Source organism: Neglectibacter timonensis, assembly GCF_900048895.1.
Taxonomy (GTDB): domain Bacteria; phylum Bacillota; class Clostridia; order Oscillospirales; family Acutalibacteraceae; genus Acutalibacter; species Acutalibacter timonensis.
The window spans coordinates 364,309-389,277 of sequence record NZ_LT160640.1 but is presented as its reverse complement, the minus strand read 5'-3'; the positions used below and the strand labels follow the sequence as shown (position 1 = coordinate 389,277).

The window sequence follows — 24,969 nt, the reverse complement described above, 5'->3', positions numbered from 1 at the left end:
TCTTATTCTTCTCCAATGGAATCCTCTGGCTGTCTATAATATGGGGAATCCTCCTCATAGAGGAAACGGCTGATATGCTGAGAGGCTGCCTCAAGATCATACACATAGACCCAAGCGCCCTCATCGGTATATCCATCCTCAGGGGCTTCTTCGCCGCTGGGGATGGAAAGGGTTTCCGTGGTAAAATCACTGAGCATGACGGGAGCAAGCCCCATGATATCCCCAAAATCTAAAGAGGTTTCACACATAGGCACCACCTTACGGATCAGTTCCGGATACTGCAGCTTATTGAGCTGCTTCAATTGGGTGATCAATCCCTTCAACACATTCTGCTGCCGCGAAGCCCTCACATCATCTCCATCCAGATACCGGATCCTTGCATAGGCTACGGCTTGATTGCCGTTGAGGAGAACATCCCCCTCGTCATAGATAAAATCACTTTCCTGGATATTGGCGTCTGCGGATTCCTGTGCCAACATATCCAGGTTCTTATTGATCTCCATGGCCTCATCATAACTGATATTCACCCGGGTGCCGCCGAATGCGTCTACGATCTCTGCCATTTGAATAAAGTTGACAGTTACATAATCTTCGATATCCAGATGAAAATTCTGATTGATGGTCCTGATTGCGAGTTCCGCGCCTCCATACGCATAGGCATGGGTAATCTTATCCTGCCCATATCCTTCAATAGAAACCTCGGAATCTCGCAGAATGGAGGTGAGCTTCAGTTTTTTATGTTTGTTGTCCACCGTAAGAATCATCAGCGCATCGGAACGGCCCTCATCTGTATTTTCGCGGGCATCCAAACCAAACAGCGCTATATTTTTAATGCTGCCGTCGGAGAGGACATCTCCCGAAATTCCCAGTTTATCCTTGTCAATTCCCTTGATAGTCAAGCCGTTCAAAAGATAACCGAATATGTACCACGCACCAAAACCAACCAATACCAGAAAAACACAAAACACCGCCAGTCCGGTTCGTCTTCCTTTTTTCTTTCTTTTCCCGGTCCGTTGGGACGGCGGACTATGCCGCCTGCTGCTGGACGAGGTACTGGAAATATCTTCAAAATCCCTTCCATATCCCGAAGGGTCGCGGCCTCTGCGCGGAGGTTCCTCATAGTAATAATTATCGTGCAGTGGTTCCCGCCTGGGCCGCCCCTGGTCCTGGGACGGCCTGCCATGTGACGCACGTTTTTCTTTTTGACTCATTTCAGCCTCCCAATATTCTTCACTTTTCCGTTACGAATTTTGCCTTTCTTCCTGCCGCTGAAACCTGACAAACATTATTCTTAACTGCCGCTAGATGTTCGGCTGACAGAAGTATCGCCGTACTCACTCCAATAAGGAGAATCCTCCTCATAAATAAAGCTGCTGATCCGTTCCGCCGCAATTCCCACATCATAAATGTAATACCAGACGCCATCTTCCGCAGTTCCTTCCCAGGGAGCTTCATATTCCAAATCAGGAACATTGATGGACTCCACAGTAAAGCTGCTGGTTAGAATCGGCGCCAGACCAACGATGTCTCCCAAATCCAAAGAGGTTTCGCACAACGGCATCATTTCTTTGATTAGATTGGGATACTCGCTGTATTTGATTTCTGTCACCCTGGAAATCAATCCCCTGAGCACCTTTTGTTGGCGCTTAGCCCTTTCATTGTCACTGTCAATATAACGGATGCGTCCATAGGCCACCGCTTGGTTCCCGTTCAAGACATATGTTCCGCCCTGTGGATCCTGAAAAAAATCCTCATGCTTGATCTGCGGGTAACTATGTTCAGAATAGGTGCCTGCCTCTTGATCCGCTTCCATTTGGTCTTTAACCTCTTCATTCAGCGCCCAGAGGTTCCTATTGATCTGTTCCGCCTCTTCCGTGGTAATCGTAATCTGAGTTCCCCCAAAAGCATCTACGACTGCGGCCATATTAGCAAAATTGATCGTCACATAATCTGTAATGTCAAGCCCGAAATTCTGGTTGAGTGTACGGATAGCAAGCTCGGGGCCACCTTCAGCATAAGCGGCATTGATCTTAGTGTCCCAGTTGATTTCTTGACCGCTCAATGTGACGCCTTCAATCGGTACCTTGGAATCGCGCAGTACAGAAGTGAGCTTTAGTTTATGGTGCTTGTTGTCCACTGTCAGTATCATAATTGCATCTGACTGACCTGTAAACTCATTGTCCCGAGCATCCACTCCGAATAGAGCAATATTTTTAATGCTGTCGTCCATAACAATATTGGAGATATCTATTCCAAGTGCTGCCGGGTCTTTTGTGATCGTATTGGTGGTCAAGTCAGCTATCAAATCTGTAGACACATATATCAGCATCCCGCCAAAAGCGATAAACAGCACGCAAAAAAACCCTGCTATACTTTTCAGCACTGTCCTTCCCTGACGGTTCTTTCTGCGCTTTTTATACTCCTTTGAAGAAGAATAACTGGAGACATCCTCAAACTGCCGTTCTTCTTCCTTCATTCTGCGAGCCATATGCCGGCCTCCTTGATTCCTAAAACTTTTTTTAGTTCTTTTCCCTGCTTATTTTTCTGTCCCTTTTGCAGGTTCCCGAAAAATAAATACTTTACTAAAGATATAATTTACAATGACCACGATGACATTAGAAAGAAGTTTCATCAAAACATCATCAATATGCAGCAAATCCACACCGACATACATACAGCCCAGATCCATAAAAAAAGAAACTGCCCTGCAGCCGAAAAAACGGAGCATTTCCATCATAATTCCGGAAAAGCCACGAACTTTGCTTTTAAATACCCAAATGCGGTTTGTGATATAGGCAAATAAAATGGCGGCGATCTGTGCTGCTGCAGTGGCCCAAAGATAAGGAGCTCCCATCATGTCGGCCAAAACAAAATACAGGCCCCAATTCACCAATGTTGTAAGTCCGCCGAAAAAAACATATAAGATAATCTCCTTATATTTAAAAAACAAGGCCCGTAATTTTACTCCCATACAATAAATAACCTCCTCCAGGGTAGCAGGCGCTTGTCCAAACCTGCCGCCTGAATTTTCCAGACATTTAAGTATACCCCAGAAACGGCTAGAGTTCAAGAAAAAAAGAAAAAGGCCCTGAAAACCAGGGCCGAATCACACCAAAATAAAATCAAGACTCCCCTGCCGGCAGTTTAAGATAAAAGGCTTTTAGACTGCCTTCCAGTTCCTCCCGCAGGACTTCCCGGCGAATCTGGCCGTATGGTTCCCGACGCTTAAAAAACTCATACACGGAGCATGCCTTATCAATCATTGAAACCACTACCCCCTCCCGGTAACGGGGAGGCTGGAGCGTCAAAGGGAACATATGCTTCCTGATAATGTCCTCTTCAATCCTGGTCAGTTGCACTTCACTGCCTGCATTTTCTGCAGCAATCGACGGATGCCGGGTCCAATGACCCTTATGCGCAGGATCTCCATCTTCAGCATCGTAGAGAAAATAATCATGGAGTAATGCCCCCCGCACTAAATCATCCAAGTGAAACTGAAGACGAGTAAACAGTGCAAGCCTATAGCTGTAATAGGCTACCGCCACACTATGCAGCAAGCGCGAAGTTGTACCATGCTGCGTAAATTTCGCGATTTGACCAAGACCAGAATGCGAAAAAAGTTCTTTATAATATTCCCTGAAACGGTCTATCCTGTAAAGCTGCTGCCTCCGGCTTTTTCTCATAAATGAATCTGCTCCTAAATCACTGTTTCTCAACCTAGATATCTGCTGTTTGTTTAGTATATCATTTGAACATATGGAAAACAAGGTTAGTGAAAGAATTATAATCTTTTTTTCATTGACAGATTATAGAAAAATTACAGTGACAATGTTTTGTTAGATCAATTCATTCCCATGAAACAAATAGATTTGAAAAAAGAAAAGGACTTCTGAAATCACTTTCAGAAGTCCCCAATTTTTATAGGTATGGTTTCCAACTCGAACCGATCATCAGGAATTGCAAAATCTATGTCAACGAATTATTTTGTAAGGGTTTTATACTTTGACACTTCCTTGCCTCTTCTTGACATAACCGATAAAAGTCATAGCCCTATATTCGTTCCCAATCTGTTTGTAACAACATAGTTCATGCTGTTTTTTCTTTCAGAAGGGAGAAAAAATCAAGACGAAACAACTTAGTACATTGGAATTTACCTATCTTTCCGATACTTATTACCGTATGTCATATTCCGCTTTCACTTTTCTATTCGTTCAATAGAAACCAGCTTTTTAAAAGCTACAAGAAATTGCGGTTTTACTACAGTCTCGTACCGAATTTTCTTTGTATCTGTTTGTTGGCACTACGTCCTCCTTTTAGATACTCAAAAAACTATCCTTTTATCTGTGAGCTTGTGAGCCCACAGATGCAAAGTGCTGAGGTTGTTCTTGGCCCATTGGACTCACCCGCCTTTCTACACCTAATTTTTTGTTTCCCGCTCTTACATTCTCCACAGCTGCAAGCCGCCAGAAAAGCTTTCGTCACTACCAGCAACTACTGTTTCTGCTCTCCGGACCCTTTCATCAGACAAACCCAAAAACATTGACCATTCAATCAAAATCTTCCGTTTTGACTTACTGAAAGCACCCTTTCTGCAGCTTCCAAAAAAGCACCTCACCGTTTTCTGTCAAAAAGAACCTTCCACATTCAGACATCTTCTTTCTCGTCAAAAATGTCTTTCAATTCTGCCACGGCTCTTCTTCCTTACTTCCGGTTTTAGCGGGAACCCTTTGAAGATTTCTTCCATCTCTTATCTTCGTCTTTATTATAGCGGCCAGACCATTGTTTGTCAATAGGTTTTTTTAACTTTTTTTAAATTTAATAGGTATTTTTTACAAACCCCCAGCATAGTTTTCTTTTGTCTTCCGAAACAACCCAATTCCATAGAAATCCAATTTTGGTACTGCCGAATTTCTCCTTCTATTTTATGGATACCCAATGTCATACGGCGTTTCAGGATAAAATAACACTCTTCGGATATAATGAAAAAACGGTTCCAAGTTTCTGTTTGGGCCAACTCTTCCTGCTCTTGACTTCCTCACATATTTTAGGTACAATATCCTTGCAAGAGGACACGGCTCAGTGTCTTCAGAAAGGGGTTGCAGTGATGGATAATGAATATGAGGCCGACCTTCTGACCCTTGTTGATGACGAAGGACAGGAGCATGAATTTGAGATCATAGATGAGCTGGAAAATGATGACGGCCATTTTATGGCCCTGGTTCCCACGCAGCAGGACGCAGATGAAGTGGCTTCTGATGCGGAAACCTATTATATTTTTGAAGTGATTGAAGAGGACGGCGAGGAACAGCTTCAAGAGGTGGAGGATGATGCTCTTCTCGATAAGCTTGCCGAAATTTTTGAGAACCGTTTCAACGAAGCTTATTACGATGAGCCAGAGGAATAAGTAATTTTTGCCTGCGCGATGCGCGGACTGTGCACAAATAACCCTACACTCAAATAATCGGGAGCCTCACTCCTCCTGCAGACTGCAGACCTCCCGGCCCGGCTTTGACCGTGGTTGGATGAAGGGAGCGAGAAGTATGAGGGAGGGCACCCACCTGCTTACTATGTAGCAGGTTATTGAGAAGCACATTACGGTCGTGCGGGCACTCTTATGCAAACAAACGGACTGCGGTTTTTCCGCAGTCCGTTTTCTTTTATCTCTCTCTCAGACATCAAAAGACCGGAGAAGGCTTTCCGCCATTCTCCGGTCTTTCCGTTAAGCTTTACAGGGTAACGACCTTATTGCCTTCTGCGGATTCAAAAATAGCCTCCATCAGATGCATCAGCTCACGCTGCTGGTCATGTGTGACAATCTGCTTCTCTTCCCCATTGACCACCTTAGCAATATTACGGTAATAATCCTTAATATCGGTATCAATACGCGGAATCGGCAGTTCTTTGATCGTCTCAGGAGTTCTGGGAGCCATGGTCTTGGTGAGGCCGGCGGCTGTTACAATCGGCACAGCATCGTGCTCTTCATCCGCAGTGGCGATTACGATCTTGCCGCTGAGATCCCAATCGGTAATCTCTGCAGTGCCGTTCAGGCCCTGTATGTACCATCTGGGCAGATTGATAAAGTTGCTGGTTCCTACCTCTACAGTAAACACAACCCCTCCGTCAAAGGTAAACATAGCAGTAAAGCCATCGTCCACCTCTTCGTTGGTCACATTGGAAAGAGTGGCATAAACCGTCTTGGGCATTTTACCCATCATCATATTCATCTGGTCCAGCAGATGAACGCCCCAGTCGAGAACCATGCCGCCGCCGTGCTCTTTGGTATTTCTCCAGTCACCGGGAATGCCTCTGGAACCGTGAACTCTGGACTGGATGGAGAAAACTCTCCCCAAATCGCCGGATTTTACAATCTGATCGGCCACACGGAAGTCCTCGTCCCAACGGCGATTCTGGTGTACAGTAAACAACTGGCCAGTACGGTTGGAAGCTTCAATCATCTCTTCCAAAACCTCAGAAGACATGGTGACAGGCTTCTCACTGATGGCAGCCTTTCCAGCCTCCATCACCTTGATGCACACTTCTTTATGCGCATCGTTGGGAATGGCTACGGTGACCACATCAATTTCCGGATCTGCCAGCAGGGCTTCCAGGCTCTCATAGGCCTTAATTCCCTTCTCTTCGGCGGCCTTGTTCCGTTCAGGCAGAATGTCATAGACACCAGCCAGCCTTACTTCCGGAATTTCCTGCAGCAGGCGAGTATGCCAGCCGCCCATTCCGCCGTAACCAACTACGGCTACATTAACGATCTTTCCCATTTGTATGCTCCTCCAAATTAAATTTAATTTATCTGTAAGCTAGATGCCTAGCAACAGCTTAGCAATATTAAAATAGATAATCAGCGCCACTGCATCCACGATTGTGGTGATCAGCGGACTAGCCATCACTGCCGGATCAAACCCAACCCGCTTGGCAAGTACGGGCAGCGTACATCCGACAATATTGGAAACCAAGACAACAACAACCAAGGTCAGACATACCACCGCAGCGACCAGAAGGCTTACCCTGTCAATCAGCATCAGTTTGGCAAAATTAGCCACTGCAAGAGTAGCTCCGCACATCAGGGATACAAACGACTCCTTCGTAACAATTTTCAACACATCCCCGTAGCGGATTTCTCCCAGGGACAGGCCGCGAATCACAGTTGTAGAAGACTGGCTGCCCGCATTTCCGCCCGTATCCATCAGCATGGGAATAAAACTGGTCAAAATGACGCTGGCAGCAAGGGCATCTTCAAAGCTGGAAATGATGCCGCTGGTAAAAGTGGCTGAAATCATCAGAAACAACAGCCAGGGAATCCTTTTTTTCCAGGTTTCAAATACGCTGGTTTTCATATAGGGTCTGTCTGTAGGTGTAATGGCAGCCATTTTTTCAATGTCTTCCGTCGCCTCTTCCTGAATGACGTCAAGGGCGTCATCCACAGTGACAATGCCAACGAGACGTTCCTCGGCATCCACCACCGGAATCGCCAAAAAGTCATATTTACTCAGCTCTCTGGCCACCAATTCCTGATCCGTATGGGTGCTGACGAACTTCACGTTCGTTTCCATAATATTCCGAATAACTTCCGATTTGGGAGAAAGGAGCAAATCCTTTACCGTGACAATGCCTTCCAGCTTTCTGCGGCTGTCAGTGACATAACAGGTATAAATTGTCTCTTTTTCCACGCCTGTGGCCCGGATCCGCTCGAAGGCCTGCTCCACAGTCATGCTGCGCTTCAGATCCACATACTCCATGGTCATGATGCTACCGGCGCTGTCTTTGGGATAATTAAGCACCTGATTGATCATTTTCCGGGTATCCGCATCCACATGGCGCAGCACACGTTTGACTACATTGGCCGGCATTTCCTCCAACATGTCCACGGTATCGTCCAGGAACAGCTGCTCCATCACTTCGTCGAGCTCTTTATCGCTGAAGCCTCGCACCAAAATTTCCTGGGCGTCACCATCCATATAAGCAAAGGTATCGGCCGCAAGTTCCTTTGAGAGCAGACGGAACACAATCGGCATTTTCTGTTCCGGAAGCTCCTCCAGCATTACCGCCGCATCCGCGGGGTTCATATCTTTCAGTAGCGCTCCGATTTCAGAATATTTTTTAGCTTCCAGAAGTTCCAATATTTTCTCGTTCATTGTGTGTACCTCCCATCACTATGTGTCCTATGTAAGGATTGGAGTAGTACAGCACAAAACCGGCTTTCGCACGGCCAGAACAAGCGCAGCAGACCGCACGCCTATCCCGTCCGTAACCGGAAGCTTACCCGATTTTGGAACCGAACAGTGCGTAAAGCGGCACAAACTGCCTGTTATGCGAAAGGCATAACCTTCTCCCGGCCGTGCATCGCCCTCCGGGTTTTATGCCGTCGCTACTTCGCGGTATGCTCACTTTGCCCACCTCTTTTTTTCTGGTTTTCAGCTGGATTATCACCCCAGCCGCCTTATCTAGAGTACCCTTTTCTCCACCATTTGTCAAGAAAAAGAAACTGTAAAGTCATAAAAACTTCCTGGCAAATTTTATGGATTTAGACTGTTCCTTTCCCAGTATTAGACCGTTCTTCCAACCTTTCTATGCATGAGACAGCAGCGGGAACATCATCCGGTTTTCCAAAAATAAATTTTCCTTTCCATCAAGCAGGAAAAGATTATCATCCTCGGTCGGTGGCATTTGTGTCATATTTTCTGTTTCTATCGGTGTAAAACCCAGAACCGCCCTCTGGACGCCAGGCACTGCAGACATAGCCAGAAGCCTTTGCAGCGGAAGCTCTCCCCTCCCATAGATGTCATAGCATGTGAGAGTTTCCCCCTCCTGTTGTGTCACAACGGCCACATCCCAATCGTCAAAATAGAAGACGCAGTCTTGAAGGAAGCTGCAATGAAACAGCAGCAAGCCCGGATTTTCAATCATCGCAAAATCAGAATAGGGATTTGACCTCTGGTAACAGGAAAGAAACAGCGTACGATCTGCCTCCTTTGACAGATCCAACCTCCTGCGCTTTGCTTTTTCCGGAGTCACCGGTACCGAAAGCCTGCATTCTTCTGCCTGTCGGAAACCGAATTTCGGATAGAAGCCGAGAACCGTCTCATTGGCAAAGAGATAGAGCGCATCGCACTTTTCCCGATAGTCCCGTATAGCTTCCTCCATCAGAATTCTGCTCAGCCCCCTACCTCTGTATCCAGGATCCGTCATCACAGTGCCCAGCTGTACATAGCGCCTGTGCATCCCCTGAAAAGAAAAATCCATCAGGTTTACAGAGACATTGGAGACCACCCTGCCGTTCTCAGCAAGAGCATAGGGAATATATCTGTCTGTCCAATTTCCTTCAGCGTACCAATCGCGGAAAGAAATCCCAAAAACAGACTCTGCCAACGAGAAAAAACCCGTCCGCAGCATCGTATCCTCTCTGATTTTCTTTTGCAGTGTAAGAGCCATAACTTTTTTCCCTTTCAAATTAAGCAGCCGGCCGTTGAACACGGCCGGCTGCGCTACTGTCACCAGATACTATACAATATTTCTATCTGACCTTTCCGAGGAAGAAAAGTGCTACCGTTCCCGGACCGGAATGCGCTCCAATCACCGGGCCAATAAAATTGATGGAAATCTTTTTAACCCCCAACTTTGCCTTAACCTGCTCCGCCACATACTCGGCATCCTCCAGGCAATCCCCATGGCTGATAAACACGGTCTGCCCGGCAGGCTCGATGGCACTTTCCTCCATTTTTTTCACCAGCGCATCCAACGATTGTTTTCTGCCCCTCACCTTGGATACAGGAATCAGGTGGCCCTCATTGTCTACATGAAGAACCGGCTTGATCCCCAGCATTGTACCTAAAAACGCAGTAGCAGTAGATACACGGCCGCCCCGCTTCAAATGATTCAGATCATCCACAGTAAACCAGTGGCAAAGCTTCAGCACATTTTCCTGAAGCCATTTCAGCACCTCATCGATGGATGCTCCCGACTTTTTCATTGTGGCCGCATAGTGGACGAGAAGGCCTTCACCCATAGAAGCGCATAGAGAATCGAACACCTCTACCCTGCGCCCCGGAAACCGCTCCTCCAATTCCTGCTTTGCCACAAATGCACTCTGGCAGGTGCCGCTGAGTCCAGATGAAAATGCAATATAAAGGATATCCTCTCCCTGTTCCAGGATAGGGGCAAATTCCGCAATGAACTCCTCAGAATTCACCTGAGTGGTAGTGGACATGATCCCATTCCTAAGCTTACCGTAAAAGGCCGGTTCCTTCATACCACTGTCAGGGCTATTGCGGTAGGTTTTGCCATCCATAATATAACATAGGGGAATGACCTTCAATTCCAATTCTTCCGTCATTTCCCTGGTCAGATCCGTTGTGGAATCGGTTACGATCCTGTAGTTTCCCATATTCAGCTTCCTCCTTACAGCCTGAAACGGCCATTTGTATTAATTATACTATTTCACAATCCAAGTGTAAACCTCATTTGTGAGAAATGTTGCGACGATACTCAAGATAATTTTGCAAGATCACCGTAGCTGCCACCGTGTCAACAACGTCCTTTCTCTTTTTCCCCCGGGTATTCGTCTCATTCAGGAAGCCGTGGGCCGTTATTGTGGTACCCCGCTCATCGCAGAACTCTACAGGAAGGCCGGAGCGTTCAGCCAGAATCTTTCCCATCTCACGAGCGTTTTGAGCGCTTTTTCCTTCGCTCCCATCCATGTTTCGCGGCAGCCCAAGCACCAACAGCTCCGCGCCGCGCTCCTTTGCAACAGCAGATATCTTGTCGGCCAGCCGTTCACGGCTGCATTCCGCAATGACGCCAGCCGGCGATGCCAGCATCTCTCCCCGGTCACAAACAGCCAGTCCAGTGCGCACCTTTCCCAAGTCCACTCCCAGAATAATCATACGGCCTCCCCGTGAAAAGAATATTTTATCGGCGAGCGGCGCAGCTCCTCCGGGAGATGCGAAAGGTCGTTCAAAAGCGTCCAGGAGAGTCGGCCCGCCTCATCTGCTTCCAGAACACTCACCCCTGTATTGCCGAAAACCGCACTTTGGCGAATTCCCTCCGGGCAGTCTGCACATACCCTGGCATAGAGATTCCGGATCACCCCGCCGTGAGTAACCGCCATAACAGTTTTTCCCCGGTTTTCTTCCAAAATCCAATCCAGCGCCTGATTGACTCTGCGGTATGCCTGCTTCATAGTCTCTCCTCCCGGAAACTCGCATAAATCCGGGGATTGATCCCAATTTTTTGCCGTTTCCGGGAAAAGCTCTCCGATCTCCGAAAGCTTCCTGTTTTCCAGCTTTCCCACGTCCAGTTCAGAGAGTCCCTCGCAGATCTGAAGCTGCAGCTGATGATACCGGTTCACTGCCTCTGCAGTCCTGCGGGCCCGCAGAAGGGGACTGGTGTAGAGGGCATCCAGCTTCTCATTGCGAAACCGCAGGGAGAGCAGCTCCATTTGCTGTTCCCCTACCGGAGTGACATCCGCGTCAAACCTGCCCTGAAACCTGCCCTCGGTATTTCCCATAGACTGGCAATGCCGTACGATGATCACTGTGGTCACCACGGCCGCATTCCCCCTGTCAGCTCTTTCAGGCTTTCGACACCATTCTTATCCATATACTCGCTGAGACCCTCACAAATTTTGATGGGGGCATAGGGGTCGGTAAAGAGCACCGTACCGATCTGCAGTGCAGACGCCCCTGCCAAAAGCATTTCCACCGCGTCCTGCCAGGTAGAAATGCCGCCCAGCCCCACAATGGGTATCTTAATTTTACCCGCGGTCTGCCACACCATACGCAAGGCAATGGGCAGAAGCGCCGGACCGGAAAATCCACCCGTATTGTTGTGGAGGATCGGCCTTTTCGTATGAATATCAATGCGCATGCCCGTGAGGGTATTGATCATGGAAACAGCATCTGCTCCGGCGCTTTCCGCTGCCACCGCCATTTCAGAAATATCCGTCACGTTAGGGGAAAGCTTCACCATCAGAGGCTTTTCACAGTGCTTTCTCACCTCGCTTGTGATCCCGAATACGCCCTCGCAAGTGGTACCGAACTGTACCCCACCCTGTTTGACATTGGGACAAGAGATATTCAATTCAACCATATCCACACATGTGTCATTCAGCTTCTCTACCGTGGCACAGTAGTCCTCCGGCGCATTGCCCGCCACGTTGGCGATAATTTTCGTCCCCTGCCGGGAAAGCCACAGCAGATCATATTCGATAAAGTGATCTACCCCAGGATTCTGCAGCCCTACGGCGTTGAGCATTCCGCCTGGGGCCTCCGTCACTCTTGGCGGCGGATTTCCCGGGCGCTCTTTTATGGTGATTCCCTTGCAGGACACACCGCCCAGAGCAGAAAGCGGATAAAATTCACTGTATTCCTTTCCGAACCCGAAGGTTCCGGAAGCGGCAATCAAAGGGTTCTCAAATTCCACTCCCGCTACAGTCACTTTCAAATTGGCCATGCAGTTTTCCCCCTTCATTCCAAAATCACTCTGTACGCATCAAACACCGGTCCATCTTTGCAGACATGGCCGTAGTACCGGTTTCCCTCTTCATCCAATAGCGGCGTGGCGCAGCCCAGACAAGCGCCGATCCCACAGGCCATACGCTCTTCCAGCGAGAGGAAGCAGGGAACATGCCGTTCCTCCGCCAAGGCCCGCACCGCCTTCAACATGGGCGCAGGCCCACAGGCAAAGACCGCTTCGAATTCTTCTTTGGCAGCAAGTTCCGTAACCAGCCCGTGGAAGCCGTAAGAACCGTCATCTGTCGCCACCAAAGTTTTGGCGCCGAGTTTTTTGAAATCCTCTTCCAAAATGACAGCCTCCCGATTTCGGAAGCCCAATACAGCCACCGCCGCAGTCCCAAGCTCAGCCGCAGCACCCAGCAATGGGGGAACGCCGATGCCGCCGCCAATCAAAAGCGTTTTTCGGTTTTGCTCCATGGGAAAGCCTTTTCCCAGGGGCGCCAACAGTTCCAGGCAGTCTCCCGCCTTGTACTCTGCCAATTCCGCCGTACCCTCCCCCCGAATCTGGAAAACAAAGCGAAGGGTCCCGCCTTCCCTGTCAATTCCGCAGATCGAGATGGGACGGCGCAGCGTCCTGCCCGGAAGGCGAATATTGGCGAACTGACCAGGCTGCGCCTGCCGGGCGAAATCCGGCGCTTCAAACAGAAAATCAAAAATGCCCGATGCAATTTTTTCGGTCTTTTTCAATTTGCAGATTTTAGAATCGTATCTTCCCATGTCCCCACTCTCCAATCAATTCCTTCAGTTTGGAAGCTTAATCTCTCCGATGCGGGCTACGATCTCATCCCTCATCCTGATGGCCTCCCGCCGCGCCGCCGCGGCATATTCGCCGCCGTCGCATTTTTCCTTTTGCCAGGCACAGAGAATACCGCGGGAGGAATTGACGACAGCGCCCAAACCGTTGTCATCGAAAGCAGGCGCAACATCGTCTGCACCGCCTCCTTGAGCGCCATATCCAGGTACCAGGAAGAAGGTGTGGGGCAGAGTCTTGCGCAGCTCATCCAATTGAGCGGGATAGGTAGCCCCTACCACGGCGCCCACACCGCTGTAGCCGTATTTACCGGGCAGCTTTTCTCCCCAAGTTTCACAGTTACCACCCATCAGCTGATACACAGTTTCTCCCGTAGCCAATTGCCTGTCCTGCAGCTCACCGGAGGAGGGATTGCTGGTTTTTACCAGCACAAAAATCCCTTTGTCCCCCTTCGCACAGACGGAGAGCAGCGGTTCGATGCCGTCAGAGCCCAGATACCCGTTTACCGTCAGCGCGTCCGCATCAAAGGCGGAAAGATTCTTCCCGCACACCTCAGTAACTCCCAAATGGGCAGATGCATAGGCCTGCATGGTAGCGCCAATATCATTCCGCTTCCCGTCCGTGATCACATACATCCCCTTTGCCCGGGCATAGGCGATGGTTTCCGCAAGAGCCTTCACACCCTGCCAGCCGTACATTTCATAATAGGCGGCCTGGGGCTTCACTGCGGGTACAATATCGCACAGAGCATCGATCAGACCCTTATTATAAACCAGAAGTGCGTCTGCCGCCCCTTCCAACGTCTCTCCGTACTTCTCAAAACTCTCCTTCAGGATATACTCCGGGATATAGGCAAGCTTTGGGTCCAGTCCTGCCACCGTAGGGTTCTGTTTTGCCGCAATTCCTTCCAATAACCGATCCATTGACATCATGTTCCATTCCCTTCTATTTATTGTCAATCCAATATCTCTGTAATATCTCTTGGCAGAGTTCACTGCGGCATTCCGTTTCCAGAATTCCGCCACAGCTTTGTATGACCTTTGCCGAAGCTAGGTTTGATTTGTCGCAAACCAGAAGAAGCCTGTTCAAACCGATAGGCCTGCAGAATTTCAGAGCCTCTCGAAGCATCTGGGTGCCATACCCTTTCCCACGCTCAGAAGGCCTGATACAATAGCCAATGTGCCCGCCCTCTTTTCGCAGGAAATCATTGAGCGCCAGCCGGATGCTGATCATTCCGACCAGACATCCATCCCTCTCACGGACATAAAAACAGGTATAAGCCGGTACTCTCCCCTCCGGGATATTAGCAAGATCCATATCCTGGTAAACCTTCTGCAGCCACTGCCCATAAGTGCCTGTCTCCAGAAAACGGTCCAGACCGCCCACACCGTGAAGTGAAGAACCAGAAGTCCGGAATTCCTGAAAAAACTCTTTTGCCTTTTCCTCGTAGGCCGCGCCTGGAAATACAAATTTCACCTGGAGAATTCGTCTCCTTTCCTTTGGCCGCTTCTATCAAGATACAGTCCGTTCTGCAACCTTACTGCCGGCGGGCGTCAAAGACCTTACGCCCCTGTAAAAACGTGGCTATTACCTTCCCCTTCAGATGCATCCCTTTGAAGGGGGTGTTCCTGCTCTTCCCGTGCAGGGCATTCTCGTTGACCACCCATTCCAGCGTTGGATCGAACAGCACAACGTCCGCGTCCGCACCCAACTTCAGCGTGCCCGCAGGAATCCCCAGTATCTTAGCTGGATTCCAACTCATTTTCTCCACAATCTGGCTGAGCGTCAAAATTCCATCTAAAGCAGTCAGCGAAGCTGCCAGAGAGGTCTCCATCCCAATAGAACCATTAGGCGCTTTTCCAAAGTCAGCTTTCTCCTCCGGCGTGTGGGGGGCATGGTCAGTGGAAATCGCATCTATGGTGCCGTCCTTCAAGCCCTCCAGAAGGGCCTGGCGGTCCGCCTCTGTCCGCAGGGGAGGATTCATGCGGTAATCCGCATCCTGCTTCGCCAGGCTTTCCTCCGTCAGCAACAGGTAATGCGGACAGGTTTCCGCCGTTACCTTGACGCCTCTGCGTTTGGCATCCCGGATCAAGGCTACAGAGCCTTTGGTGCTCACGTGGCAAATGTGAACAGGCGCCCCCACAGAAGCGGCGGCCGCGATCTCCCGGGCTGTCCCGCAATCCTCTGCAGCGGAAGGAATTCCAGGTATCCCCAGTTTCTGGGATAGTATTCCTTCGTTCATTAGGCCTCCAGCTGCCAGATACAGGTCTTCACAGTGAGCGGTAACAGTCATTCCCAATTCCGGAGCGCGTTTCAATGCCTCCAGCAGGCAGCGGGTATCCACAACAGGCCTGCCGTCGTCGCTGAAGGCGATAGCCCCCGCCTCCCGCAGAGCTTCAAGCTCTGTCAGCTCTGTTCCTTCCAAATTTTTGGTGATACAGGCAGCCGTGTACACATGGGCATCTGCCCCTTCCGACTTTTCCAGAAGATATCGCACGGTTTCCGGCGTATCCATAGCAGGCCTGGTGTTGGGCATGGCAAGCAGGCTGGTCACTCCTCCGGCGGCGGCGGCGCGGCAGCCGGTAAAGACGTCCTCCTTTTGAGTAAAGCCCGGATCACGCAGATGTACATGCATGTCCACCAGGCCTGGGGCCGCAATCAAACCATTGGCGTCGAATATTTCATCCGCCTGTGCTGCCATGTGAAACAGATCCTCCCCTATAGCCGTAAGCTTTCCCTCTGAAAAATAGAGGTCCCCTAGAAAGTCCTTTTCCGAGGCGGGGTCAACAATTCGGGCTCGTTTGATCAAACTACGCAAAGACAGCGCTCCTTTCTATTCCAAAAACAATTGTTCCAAGTTCCATTTTGTAAGGGATAACAGCTCCCTGCCGTAATACAGGGGGAACAGCACAGGATCGGTATCCGCCACCAAGGCGTAAGGATTGAACCCGGCATTTTCTGCCAGCATCAGCGCCCGATACATGTGGAAGCTTTGCGTGACGATGACAATTTCTGTTCCAAGACCATTTTCTTCCGCAACAATCCTGGAAAAAACCATATTTTCCCGGGTATTGCTGGACCTGTCTTCCACAAAAATGCGTGCTTCGGAAACACCCATCTGAATCAGCGCGTGGCGCTCTGCCTCCGCCTCCGCACAGGGTTCGTTGCTGCCCTGCCCGCCGGTGACAATACAGTTTGCCACTGGATTCTGCGCCAGGTATTCCCTGGCACGTTCCACTCTTTTGGTAAGACTGACGCCCATCTTTTCGATGCCATACACCTGTGACCCCAGGACCATTACATTCGTACCGGGCGGAGGTACCCGGCTCTGCGCCGAACTCATCAATATAGTGAGATAGCCACACCAACAAAGTCCAAGCACATAGCAGACCGATACCACACGAACCGCTATCCGCTGCCAGCTGCCCTTCCGGCTCAGCAACCGGTAACCAAGCAACAACAAGAAGCCCAGCACACAAACGGCTACACCGAGCATCATGCCAATACCGGTTCCGCCTTTTAGCAACGGCATTAAGAACCACAGAAATCCCAGGACACAAAGGCCCATTCCAATCCCCTTTAAAATACTTCGGAGACGTTTCATAGAGCTCCTTTCCCCGCATTTGCGATCTGTTTTCCGTTATTATACAACATTTGCTCCACCCGGTACACCCTTTTCCGAAAAAAGGACAGGAAAACTGCAGGCTTCCCCTTTCTGTCCACATGCTTTATAATGAATAGAAGCCATCCAACAGGAAAGAGTGGAAGAACCTTGAAATCGCTATCTTTTTCTTCAGCAGAGCTCATTGAGAAAGGCTGGTCCGGAGACCGTAAATACCATGTGACTGAGGCGGATGGTACCGAGCATTTATTGCGCCTCTCCCCTCCGGCTCTGTTTGAACGCAGAAAGGAAGAGTTTGCACGTATGCAGAAAGCCGCAGCGCTGAATCTGCCCATGTGCATGCCTGAAGAGTTCGGCGTCTGCTCTGCCTGCGAACTGACAGACGGCAGCCAGATGGTTTATTCCCTGCAAAGCTGGATTCACGGAAAAGACTTGGAGGGTCTTCTCCATCTTTTACCTGAGACGCAGCAATATGTGCTGGGGCTTAGGGCTGGAAGCATCCTGCAGAAGCTTCACTCCATTCCGGCGCCGGAATCGCTGGAACCATGGGAAGAACGGTTTAACCGTAAGATAGACCGAAACCTGCTGCTCTATGCAGAGTGTCCCATCAAAGCGGAAGGAGCGGACCGGCTGATAGATTATCTTGAAAAGAACCGAGGGCTGCTATCGGGAAGGCCCCAAAGCTTTCAGCATGGAGACTATCATGTCGGCAACATGATGCTCGCCGGTACAGAGCTTGTCCTTATTGATTTTGATCGAAGCGATTTCGGCGATCCCTGGGAAGAATTTAATCGAATTGTCTGGTGCGCCCAGGAAAGCCCCCTGTTTGCCTCCGGCATGGTAAACGGCTACTTTAACGGGGCACCGCCTGCTTTGTTTTGGAAGCTGCTGGCCCTCTACATTGCCAGCAACACCCTTTCCTCCATCCCCTGGGCCCTTCCCTTTGGGGAAAAGGAGATAGATGTGATGATGCGGCAGATGGCGGAAGTACTCAGCTGGTACGACGGCATGACAAAAACGATTCCATCCTGGTACATGGGCGAGCTCTGCCTGCAGTATGCAGACGGGGTGCCGTACCAGTTGAAAGCCCCCTTCGATTTCAGTTTTCTGACGGATTACGGAAAAGTATTTCAAATATTCGATCTCCAGGATTCCGGAAACATCTGCTTCGGAGCAGAAGGAAACCATTGCAAACAGTACTTCCTCAAATTTGCCGGCGCTCCCACCGCATGCTACGAAGGTTCTTTAACAGAGGCTGTAAAACGGCTGGAGGCCTCTGTTAAAGTGTACCGAGACCTGGCTCACCCTTCCCTGATCCGGCTGGTGGAAGCTAAAGAGATAGGCGGCGGATTTTTGGCAGTGTTCGATTGGACGAACGGGGAATGCCTGGGACGCATGTATCCCCTGTCCCGGCAGAAATTCCTCGCTATGCCGGAAGAAATCAAGCTCCAAGTTTATCGGGATATTCTGGTTTTTCACGAACATGTGATACAAAAAGGTTATGTTGCTGTGGATTTTTATGACAGCAGCATTCTCTACGACTTCAATCAGAAAAAAACCATGCTCTGTGATATCGACTTCTACCGGCGCGCTCCAGCTGTGAACGATATGGGGCGCATGTGGGGAAGCTCCCGGTTCATGTCTCCGGAGGAATTCGAGCTTGGCTCTCCATTGGACGAGGTGACCAATGTGTACGCCATGGGCGCAGCGGCTTTTGCCCTGTTCGCAGACTGCAGCCGAAAACAGGAGGATTGGCCGCTTACGAAAAAAGCTTTTCAAGCAGTACAAAAAGCGGTAAATCCGGACCGCCGTCAGCGTCAGCAGACGATCCGGCAGCTGCGGGAGGAATTTTTTATCGGACTGCGTGGAGAGAGCCCGTCTGCAGAATCGGGGAAAAATGGATAGCGGCAGGATTTCTCCCCTGCGGTTAAATACTGGTGTTTTTCACCTTGCACAAAGTCTCTTTTCCCATGCTTCCAAAAGTCCACAGACAGCCAAAAAGTCCCTGCGGATTGATTCCGCAGGGACTTTTTTTATGACTTCTTTGGAGGTTCGGGCTGATTGTTTGAATTTTGCCCGGCAGTGGGCACATATTCCGGCGCAATATTTTCGGTGTCAGCCAAGAACTTGGCCCTTTTCTTTCTGCCTGAGCGCTTCACACAGACAACAACGATTATAACTACTGCACCGCCCACCACCAAAAACGGCAGGAACCAAATTAGAGCCACTATCACACTCTGTACAGTACTTACAAAGCTATTCCAGCCGCCTGTGAACGCCTCCCAAGTACGGGAGCCAAAGGAGGACTTGGCGCTGTACTCTGTCACATCCTCTAAAAAGATGGAGACAGTGGAATAGGCGACCTCTTTATCGTAGATCTTCATTTGGGAAGTGAGGCTTTCGATCTCATATCTCACATTGGAAATCCGGTCCTCCAGCTGGATGATTTCATCCAGCGTTTCCGCCTTTTCCAGAAGCTCCAGAAGCCGTTTTTCCTCCTGCTCCAGGGCGTTGAGCCGCGCTTGGGTATCGAAGTACGAACCGGTGATATCCTCCATATACGTAGAGTTAGACACCACGTTCACCAATTCCTCCAGCTTGGCCAGAAACCCCTGCAAGGAGTCCGCCGGGACCCTGACTGTATAGCTGAGACGGCGGTTTCCTCCCCCGCCGTAACTGCTGCCGGTAAGGTCCGAACTCTCCACATAACCCTGCACCTCGGCAACCAAGCTGTCAAGATCGGCCTTGGCACGTTCGAAATCTTTGGTCTCAGCGGAAACGTCGGCACGATAAACCAGCTTCCGCTCGATTTCGTCCACCTTTGACAGAGCAGCGGAATTTGCCCCCGCTTCGGGGACACCTTCGGAATCGTAACCACCGGTGGATGCGGCCGCCGCAGAACTGCTGGATTTACTGTTGCCGCACGCGGCTAAGGAAGCCGCCAGGAAAACGGCGAAGAACAGACAAAGCAGTTTTTTCAACCCGCGTTCACATCCTTTCCTGTCAAACAGTCTTCGAAAGCTCACTTACTCCTCTTGATGTAAGAGGTATGCAGGATTTCATGGGCCTTATGGCCGCCGGGACCCTCGGTGAGGAACTCGGAATAGCACTTCTGTACCACAGGGCTCTGATGGCTCTTGCGCAGAGGCATGGCCTTGTCCTGATCATACAGAGCCTTGGCACGCAGAGCCTTGATATCCGTAAAGCTGCGCACACTGGAGGGCTGGATGGGCTGGCCGCCGCCGTTGACACAGCCGCCGGGGCAGCACATGACCTCGATGAAGTGGTAATCGGCTTCGCCGGCTCTCACCTTCTTCAGCAGCGCGTCGGCATTGGAAAGCCCGCTGACAACCGCCACCTTCACATCCATCCCAGCCACCTTGTAAACGGCTTCCTTGAAGCCCTCGGTACCGCGGATTTCCTTGTATTCGATGGACTCCAGATCCTTGCCTTCAAGCAGGTCGGCCGCAGTTCTCAAAGCGGCCTCCATCACGCCGCCGGTAGCGCCGAAGATCACGGCCGCGCCGGTGGAAACACCCATGGCGTCGTCGAACTTCTCATCGGGCAAACGGTCGAAATTGAGCTGCGCTTTCTTGATCATCCGGGCAAGCTCACGAGTGGTAAGGCTGATATCAACGTCGGGCAGGCCCGCCGCGTTCTCGTCGTTTCTCATGATCTCGAACTTCTTTGCTGTACAGGGCATCACAGAGACGGAGACGATGTTCTTGGGATCAATACCCTCTTTCTGGGCATACCAGGTTTTAATCAGAGCTCCGGTCATGTTCTGGGGAGACTTGCAGGTAGAGAGGTTGTCAATCAGGTCGGGATAATAATGTTCACAGAACTTGACCCATCCGGGAGAGCAGGAGGTGATCATAGGCAGGGTGCCGCCGTTTTTCACACGGGAGATGAACTCGTTGGCCTCTTCCATAATAGTCATATCCGCGCCGAAATCCGTATCGAACACCTTGTCAAAGCCCAAACGGCGCAATGCTGCAGCCATCTTACCCTCCACATTGGTGCCGATGGGCATACCGAACTCTTCGCCCAACGCCGCACGGACCGCAGGAGCCGTCTGTACAATAACCACTTTTTCGGGATCATTGATGGCGTCAATCACTTCCTGAGTATTGTCCTTCTCTGTCAGCGCGCCGGTAGGACAGCTGACAATGCACTGGCCGCAGGCCACACAGGAAACGTAACTCAAAGGCTGCTCAAACGCGCAGCCGATCTCGGTATCAAAACCGCGGCTGTTGGCGCCGATAACAGATACATGCTGGTTCTGGCAGGCCGCCACACAACGCCGGCACAGAATGCATTTTGCATTGTTGCGCTCCAGATACAGGGTGGAAACATCTTTGTTCCCCGCAGGCATCGCGCCGTCGAAACGGCCCTCTTCCTCAATTCCCATATCGTTGCAGAGCTTCTGCAGTTCACAGTTTCCGCTGCGTTCGCAGGTCAGGCATTTCTTTTCATGAACCGAAAGCAACAGTTCCAGAGTCATCTTGCGGGACTGCTGTACCTTGGGAGTATTGGTGAAAACTTCCATTCCCTCGTTGACCGGATAGACACAGGCCGCCACCAAGGATCTGGCGCCCTTGACCTCCACCATGCACATACGGCAGGCGCCGATCTGGTTGATATCCTTCAGAAAGCAAAGGGTAGGGATATCAATTCCGGCTTCCCTTGCAGCCTCGAGGATCGTGGCATTTGCGGGAACCTCGCAGGGAACGCCGTTAATTTTAATATTGACCATATCCATTGTTTGCACGCTCCTCTCTTATTTCTTGACGACTGCGCCGAATTTGCACTTCTCCATGCAGACGCCGCATTTGATGCACTTATTGGTATCGATGACATGCGCTTCCTTAACGGCGCCGGTGATCGCGCCCACCGGGCAGTTACGGGCGCAGAGCGTGCATCCCTTGCACTTGTCGGGATCGATTGTAAAGTTGGTGAGGGCCTTGCAGGCGCCCGCCGGGCAGCGGTGCTCCTTCACGTGGGCCTCATATTCGTCGCGGTAATACTTCAGTGTGGAGAGAACGGGGTTGGGAGCCGTCTGCCCCAAACCGCACAAAGAGTTCTCCTTGATGTAGTAGCACAGCTCTTCCATCCTGTCCAGGTCCTCCATCGTGCCGTTGCCGGAGGTGATCTTGTTCAGGATTTCCAGCAGGCGCTTGGTACCCACACGGCAGGGGGTACATTTGCCGCAGGATTCATCCACGGTAAACTCCAGGAAGAACTTGGCGATATCCACCATGCAGGTGGTCTCGTCCATGACGATCAGGCCGCCGGAGCCCATCATGGAGCCGATTGCGATCAGATTATCGTAGTCGATAGGGGTATCTATCAGCTTCGCAGGGATACAGCCGCCGGAAGGTCCGCCGGTCTGGGCAGCTTTGAAATGATGCCCACCAGGCACGCCTCCGCCGATCTCTTCCACAACCTCGCGCAGGGTAGTCCCCATGGGAACCTCCACCAGACCGGTGTTGGTGATTTTTCCACCCAAAGCGAATACCTTGGTGCCGGGAGATTTTTCCGTGCCGATGGAACGGAACCATTCCGGACCATTCAGGATGATCTGGGGAATATTGGCATAGGTTTCCACATTGTTGAGCACTGTGGGCTTTCCAAACAGGCCCTTGGCCGCCGGGAACGGAGGACGCACTCTGGGCTCGCCGCGCTTACCCTCGATGGAGGTCATCAAAGCCGTCTCTTCACCGCACACAAATGCGCCGGCGCCGAGGCGGATGTCTATATCGAAATCAAAACCGGAATCGAAAATGTTCTTGCCCAGAAGACCATATTCCCTGGCCTGGTCAATCGCAATCTGCAAACGCTTGACAGCGATGGGATATTCCGCACGGATATAGATATATCCCTGGGTGGCGCCAATGGCATAACCTGCAATGGCCATGGCTTCCAGCACACTGTGAGGATCGCCCTCCAAAACCGAGCGGTCCATGAACGCGCCGGGGTCGCCCTCATCCGCGTTGCAGCAGGCATATTTCTGATCGGCATCGTTAGCCGCGGCAAATTTCCATTTTAATCCCGTGGGGAAGCCTGCGCCTCCGCGGCCGCGGAGGCCGGAAGCCAGCATCAGATCGATAACTTCCTGAGGAGTCATCTCGGTGAGCACTTTGCCCAGAGCAGCGTAGCCGTCCAGAGCTATGTATTCATCGATTTTCTCAGGGTTGATGACGCCGCAGTTGCGCAGCGCTATACGCATCTGTTTGGCGTAGAAAGTGGTTTCATTGAGCGATTTTGTGGTGTTGTCGTCCACCACGGTCTCCTGATACAGCAGACGCTTGACAATACGGCCCTTGAGCAGATGCTCGGAGACGATCTCCGGCACATCCTCAGGGGTGACGCGGCTATAGAACGCGCCTTCGGGATAGACCACCATAATGGGACCCAGCGCGCACAGACCGAAGCAGCCTGTACGGATGACGTTTACTTCTTTCTCAAGGCCTTGGGCCCTGATTTCTTCATTCAGCTTTTCGATGATCTGCTCGCTGTTGGAGGACGTGCAGCCTGTACCTCCGCAAACCAGAACGTTTGAACGATACATTGTTTTCCCTCCTCCTTATTTGGCGCCGATAGCGTTGGCGCCAATGGTGTACTCCGTCACCACATTGCCGTTGACCAGATGGTCATTGACCACCCGCAGCGCCTTTTCAGCAGTCATCTTGACATACGTGACTTTTTCCTGACCGGGGGTTACCACCTCGACCACAGGCTCATACTGGCAAATTCCGATGCAGCCGGTCTGAGTGACCATCACGCCCTTGAGATCGCGCTTTGCAACTTCTTCCACAAAGGCGTTCAGCACAGGTTTTGCTCCAGCAGCAATTCCACAGGTCGCCATGCCCACAAGCACTCTTGTTTCAGCCTCCGCGCTTTCGCGAATGTTGACCGAGGCGCGGGCCTTATCCCGGATTGCCTGAAGTTCCGCTAAAGATTTCATATCGTAAACCGTTCCTTTCCATTCAATTCAGTCATGATTCGTGTTCAAAAGCTCTTCTGTCTGTTCCGCTAAGTAATCCCGTATCCAGAGCACCACATCCGGCGCATCGAGAGGAACATCCTCACCCAGCACCTGCCGCAGCTCCCTGGTATCCAAGGTAAACTCCCGTCTATCCTCTCCGGCGCCCCGATAACTGCGTGTAAACAGGAAATCCAGCTTCGGATTACATGTAATTAGCAACTGTACCGTGCCGCCGATATCCCCCAAGGGAATCATATCCACACTGGAAAGCTTAAAAAGGGCGCAAAGGGACGTACCCTTTCCCTTTTCGGAAGAGATTTCAAAGCTGCCGCCCGTCATCTCCGCCTCCATTTTGAACAGCGGAACACCCAGCCCCACGCTCCGTGTGGTTCTTGTTGTATAAAACGGATCGATCACATGCTGTACCTGCTCCGGCGTCATACCGCAGCCATTATCCGTCACACGGATCTTCAGCACGTCCTCCCCTATGTCCTCAGCCACCTCAATTTCAATGAGCGAAGCGCCGGCGGAAATAGAATTCTGTGCAATGTCCATGACGTTGAGAGAGAGCTCCCGCATCCGTTATGCCGTGTATTTTGCCAGAATCTGGTCAATATCCTCAGGAACCAGACGGCCGTATACATCCTCATTGATTGTCATAACAGGGGCAAGGCCGCAGGCGCCGATACAGCGGCAGGCAGTGAGCGAAAAGGCTCCGTCCTCGGTGCACTCCTCCGGCTGAATTCCCAGACGCTGGGTGATCTTTTCGAGGATCTTATCCGCACCCTTGACATAGCAGGCAGTCCCCAAACAGACAGAGATGTGGTTTTTTCCCTTTGGCGTCAGGGAGAACTGAGAATAGAAAGTGGAGACGCCGTATACCTCTTCCAAAGAGACATCCAGACCGTCCGCAATCTTCTTCTGGACCTCCATTGGCAGATAGCCGTAAATCTCCTGTGCCTGATGCAGGGCGGGCATCACAGCGCCCTGCTGGCCTTTCAGCTTCTCAATAACTTCTTCGAGCTGCTTTGCCTGCTCAGGAGTATCATGAAACGGCAAATTACTGATACGCTTTTGCATTGTG

Annotated in this window: 24 protein-coding genes and 1 other RNA gene; 3 read left to right on the top strand and 22 right to left on the bottom strand. The window is 50.8% G+C overall.

The annotated features are described in order from the left end of the window. Positions 1 to 2 precede the first annotated feature (2 nt). From BN3911_RS10695 to BN3911_RS10680, 4 genes are all read right to left on the bottom strand, one after another. Entirely contained in the window at positions 3 to 1,211 is a 1,209-nt protein-coding gene (locus BN3911_RS10695; protein WP_066865303.1) for an LCP family protein, read from the bottom strand. Positions 1,212 to 1,291: 80 nt separating this feature from the next. Further along, positions 1,292 to 2,488, bottom strand: a complete 1,197-nt coding sequence (locus BN3911_RS10690) for an LCP family protein (protein WP_066865300.1) — start codon at positions 2,486 to 2,488, stop codon at positions 1,292 to 1,294. A 48-nt stretch (positions 2,489 to 2,536) separates the two neighbouring features. After that, positions 2,537 to 2,971, bottom strand: coding sequence for a GtrA family protein (locus tag BN3911_RS10685; RefSeq protein WP_066865297.1), 435 nt, complete (start codon positions 2,969 to 2,971; stop codon positions 2,537 to 2,539). Positions 2,972 to 3,122: 151 nt separating this feature from the next. Continuing rightward, positions 3,123 to 3,683: an HD domain-containing protein gene (locus BN3911_RS10680; protein WP_066865294.1), complete on the bottom strand. Its 561-nt coding sequence runs from the start codon at positions 3,681 to 3,683 to the stop codon at positions 3,123 to 3,125. 1,421 nt (positions 3,684 to 5,104) lie between these two features. Here BN3911_RS10680 and BN3911_RS10670 point away from each other — a divergent pair. Both BN3911_RS10670 and ssrS read left to right on the top strand, forming a co-directional pair. Then, on the top strand, positions 5,105 to 5,404 hold the full coding sequence (locus BN3911_RS10670) for a DUF1292 domain-containing protein (protein ID WP_066865288.1): 300 nt from the start codon (positions 5,105 to 5,107) through the stop codon (positions 5,402 to 5,404). 5 nt (positions 5,405 to 5,409) lie between these two features. After that, a non-coding RNA gene (gene ssrS / locus BN3911_RS10665) (6S RNA) lies at positions 5,410 to 5,613 on the top strand. A gap of 113 nt (positions 5,614 to 5,726) precedes the next feature. Here ssrS and BN3911_RS10660 read toward each other — a convergent pair. From BN3911_RS10660 to BN3911_RS10605, 12 genes are all read right to left on the bottom strand, one after another. After that, on the bottom strand, positions 5,727 to 6,773 hold the full coding sequence (locus BN3911_RS10660; RefSeq protein ID WP_066865286.1) for a Gfo/Idh/MocA family protein: 1,047 nt from the start codon (positions 6,771 to 6,773) through the stop codon (positions 5,727 to 5,729). Positions 6,774 to 6,812: 39 nt separating this feature from the next. Then, entirely contained in the window at positions 6,813 to 8,147 is a 1,335-nt protein-coding gene (mgtE, locus tag BN3911_RS10655) for a magnesium transporter (protein ID WP_066865283.1), read from the bottom strand. A 433-nt stretch (positions 8,148 to 8,580) separates the two neighbouring features. Further along, a complete protein-coding gene (locus tag BN3911_RS10650) occupies positions 8,581 to 9,444 on the bottom strand; it encodes a GNAT family N-acetyltransferase (protein ID WP_066867790.1) in 864 nt (287 codons plus the stop codon). An 82-nt stretch (positions 9,445 to 9,526) separates the two neighbouring features. After that, positions 9,527 to 10,396 carry a DegV family protein gene (locus BN3911_RS10645; RefSeq protein WP_066865279.1) on the bottom strand — a complete coding sequence of 290 codons (870 nt, stop codon included), beginning with the start codon at positions 10,394 to 10,396 and terminating at the stop codon, positions 9,527 to 9,529. Between the two features lie 73 nt (positions 10,397 to 10,469). Continuing rightward, positions 10,470 to 10,895: a Holliday junction resolvase RuvX gene (gene ruvX / locus BN3911_RS10640; protein ID WP_066865276.1), complete on the bottom strand. Its 426-nt coding sequence runs from the start codon at positions 10,893 to 10,895 to the stop codon at positions 10,470 to 10,472. Next, positions 10,892 to 11,557, bottom strand: a complete 666-nt coding sequence (locus BN3911_RS10635; RefSeq protein WP_082942242.1) for a histidine phosphatase family protein — start codon at positions 11,555 to 11,557, stop codon at positions 10,892 to 10,894. Before BN3911_RS10635 ends, ruvX begins: the two co-directional genes overlap by 4 nt. Further along, the gene (locus tag BN3911_RS10630; RefSeq protein ID WP_066865273.1) at positions 11,551 to 12,462 is read right to left on the bottom strand and encodes a dihydroorotate dehydrogenase; all 912 of its coding nucleotides are present in this window, start codon (positions 12,460 to 12,462) and stop codon (positions 11,551 to 11,553) included. The genes BN3911_RS10635 and BN3911_RS10630 overlap by 7 nt, the downstream gene beginning before the upstream one ends. Before the next feature lie 14 nt (positions 12,463 to 12,476). Continuing rightward, positions 12,477 to 13,241 carry a dihydroorotate dehydrogenase electron transfer subunit gene (locus BN3911_RS10625; protein WP_066865270.1) on the bottom strand — a complete coding sequence of 255 codons (765 nt, stop codon included), beginning with the start codon at positions 13,239 to 13,241 and terminating at the stop codon, positions 12,477 to 12,479. A gap of 24 nt (positions 13,242 to 13,265) precedes the next feature. Continuing rightward, positions 13,266 to 14,204: an orotidine-5'-phosphate decarboxylase gene (pyrF, locus tag BN3911_RS10620; RefSeq protein WP_066867784.1), complete on the bottom strand. Its 939-nt coding sequence runs from the start codon at positions 14,202 to 14,204 to the stop codon at positions 13,266 to 13,268. Positions 14,205 to 14,220: 16 nt separating this feature from the next. Next, positions 14,221 to 14,751 (bottom strand): GNAT family N-acetyltransferase, encoded by a 531-nt coding sequence (locus BN3911_RS10615; protein WP_066865267.1) that lies wholly within the window; start codon positions 14,749 to 14,751, stop codon positions 14,221 to 14,223. A gap of 61 nt (positions 14,752 to 14,812) precedes the next feature. After that, positions 14,813 to 16,093, bottom strand: coding sequence for a dihydroorotase (locus BN3911_RS10610; RefSeq protein WP_242871118.1), 1,281 nt, complete (start codon positions 16,091 to 16,093; stop codon positions 14,813 to 14,815). 15 nt (positions 16,094 to 16,108) lie between these two features. Next, on the bottom strand, positions 16,109 to 16,879 hold the full coding sequence (locus BN3911_RS10605; protein WP_082942241.1) for a YdcF family protein: 771 nt from the start codon (positions 16,877 to 16,879) through the stop codon (positions 16,109 to 16,111). Positions 16,880 to 17,047: 168 nt separating this feature from the next. On the opposite strand from BN3911_RS10605, the gene BN3911_RS10600 reads away from it, so the two are divergent. Beyond that, positions 17,048 to 18,802, top strand: coding sequence for an aminoglycoside phosphotransferase family protein (locus tag BN3911_RS10600; protein ID WP_066865259.1), 1,755 nt, complete (start codon positions 17,048 to 17,050; stop codon positions 18,800 to 18,802). A gap of 128 nt (positions 18,803 to 18,930) precedes the next feature. Here BN3911_RS10600 and BN3911_RS10595 read toward each other — a convergent pair whose 3' ends face one another. The 6 genes from BN3911_RS10595 to nuoE are packed head-to-tail and all read right to left on the bottom strand — an operon-like array spanning position 18,931 to position 24,965. After that, positions 18,931 to 19,878: a DUF4349 domain-containing protein gene (locus BN3911_RS10595; RefSeq protein WP_066865257.1), complete on the bottom strand. Its 948-nt coding sequence runs from the start codon at positions 19,876 to 19,878 to the stop codon at positions 18,931 to 18,933. Positions 19,879 to 19,919: 41 nt separating this feature from the next. Beyond that, a complete protein-coding gene (locus BN3911_RS10590; protein ID WP_066865254.1) occupies positions 19,920 to 21,659 on the bottom strand; it encodes an NADH-dependent [FeFe] hydrogenase, group A6 in 1,740 nt (579 codons plus the stop codon). A gap of 18 nt (positions 21,660 to 21,677) precedes the next feature. Next, entirely contained in the window at positions 21,678 to 23,468 is a 1,791-nt protein-coding gene (gene nuoF / locus BN3911_RS10585) for an NADH-quinone oxidoreductase subunit NuoF (protein WP_066865251.1), read from the bottom strand. Between the two features lie 15 nt (positions 23,469 to 23,483). Then, a complete protein-coding gene (locus tag BN3911_RS10580) occupies positions 23,484 to 23,864 on the bottom strand; it encodes a (2Fe-2S) ferredoxin domain-containing protein (protein WP_066865248.1) in 381 nt (126 codons plus the stop codon). 27 nt (positions 23,865 to 23,891) lie between these two features. Next, a complete protein-coding gene (locus BN3911_RS10575; protein WP_242871117.1) occupies positions 23,892 to 24,440 on the bottom strand; it encodes an ATP-binding protein in 549 nt (182 codons plus the stop codon). A gap of 27 nt (positions 24,441 to 24,467) precedes the next feature. Next, positions 24,468 to 24,965, bottom strand: a complete 498-nt coding sequence (gene nuoE / locus BN3911_RS10570; protein WP_066865241.1) for an NADH-quinone oxidoreductase subunit NuoE — start codon at positions 24,963 to 24,965, stop codon at positions 24,468 to 24,470. Between the last annotated feature and the right edge of the window lie 4 nt (positions 24,966 to 24,969).

Coding starts and splice junctions, on each gene's coding strand:
- BN3911_RS10695 (WP_066865303.1), bottom strand. CDS start 1,211: ATGAGTCAAAAAGAAAAACGTGCGTCACATGGCAGGCCGTCCCAGGAC.
- BN3911_RS10690 (WP_066865300.1), bottom strand. CDS start 2,488: ATGGCTCGCAGAATGAAGGAAGAAGAACGGCAGTTTGAGGATGTCTCC.
- BN3911_RS10685 (WP_066865297.1), bottom strand. CDS start 2,971: ATGGGAGTAAAATTACGGGCCTTGTTTTTTAAATATAAGGAGATTATC.
- BN3911_RS10680 (WP_066865294.1), bottom strand. CDS start 3,683: ATGAGAAAAAGCCGGAGGCAGCAGCTTTACAGGATAGACCGTTTCAGG.
- BN3911_RS10670 (WP_066865288.1), top strand. CDS start 5,105: ATGGATAATGAATATGAGGCCGACCTTCTGACCCTTGTTGATGACGAA.
- BN3911_RS10660 (WP_066865286.1), bottom strand. CDS start 6,773: ATGGGAAAGATCGTTAATGTAGCCGTAGTTGGTTACGGCGGAATGGGC.
- mgtE (WP_066865283.1), bottom strand. CDS start 8,147: ATGAACGAGAAAATATTGGAACTTCTGGAAGCTAAAAAATATTCTGAA.
- BN3911_RS10650 (WP_066867790.1), bottom strand. CDS start 9,444: ATGGCTCTTACACTGCAAAAGAAAATCAGAGAGGATACGATGCTGCGG.
- BN3911_RS10645 (WP_066865279.1), bottom strand. CDS start 10,396: ATGGGAAACTACAGGATCGTAACCGATTCCACAACGGATCTGACCAGG.
- ruvX (WP_066865276.1), bottom strand. CDS start 10,895: ATGATTATTCTGGGAGTGGACTTGGGAAAGGTGCGCACTGGACTGGCT.
- BN3911_RS10630 (WP_066865273.1), bottom strand. CDS start 12,462: ATGGCCAATTTGAAAGTGACTGTAGCGGGAGTGGAATTTGAGAACCCT.
- BN3911_RS10625 (WP_066865270.1), bottom strand. CDS start 13,241: ATGGGAAGATACGATTCTAAAATCTGCAAATTGAAAAAGACCGAAAAA.
- pyrF (WP_066867784.1), bottom strand. CDS start 14,204: ATGTCAATGGATCGGTTATTGGAAGGAATTGCGGCAAAACAGAACCCT.
- BN3911_RS10605 (WP_082942241.1), bottom strand. CDS start 16,879: ATGAAACGTCTCCGAAGTATTTTAAAGGGGATTGGAATGGGCCTTTGT.
- BN3911_RS10590 (WP_066865254.1), bottom strand. CDS start 21,659: ATGGATATGGTCAATATTAAAATTAACGGCGTTCCCTGCGAGGTTCCC.
- nuoF (WP_066865251.1), bottom strand. CDS start 23,468: ATGTATCGTTCAAACGTTCTGGTTTGCGGAGGTACAGGCTGCACGTCC.
- BN3911_RS10580 (WP_066865248.1), bottom strand. CDS start 23,864: ATGAAATCTTTAGCGGAACTTCAGGCAATCCGGGATAAGGCCCGCGCC.
- BN3911_RS10575 (WP_242871117.1), bottom strand. CDS start 24,440: ATGGACATTGCACAGAATTCTATTTCCGCCGGCGCTTCGCTCATTGAA.
- nuoE (WP_066865241.1), bottom strand. CDS start 24,965: ATGCAAAAGCGTATCAGTAATTTGCCGTTTCATGATACTCCTGAGCAG.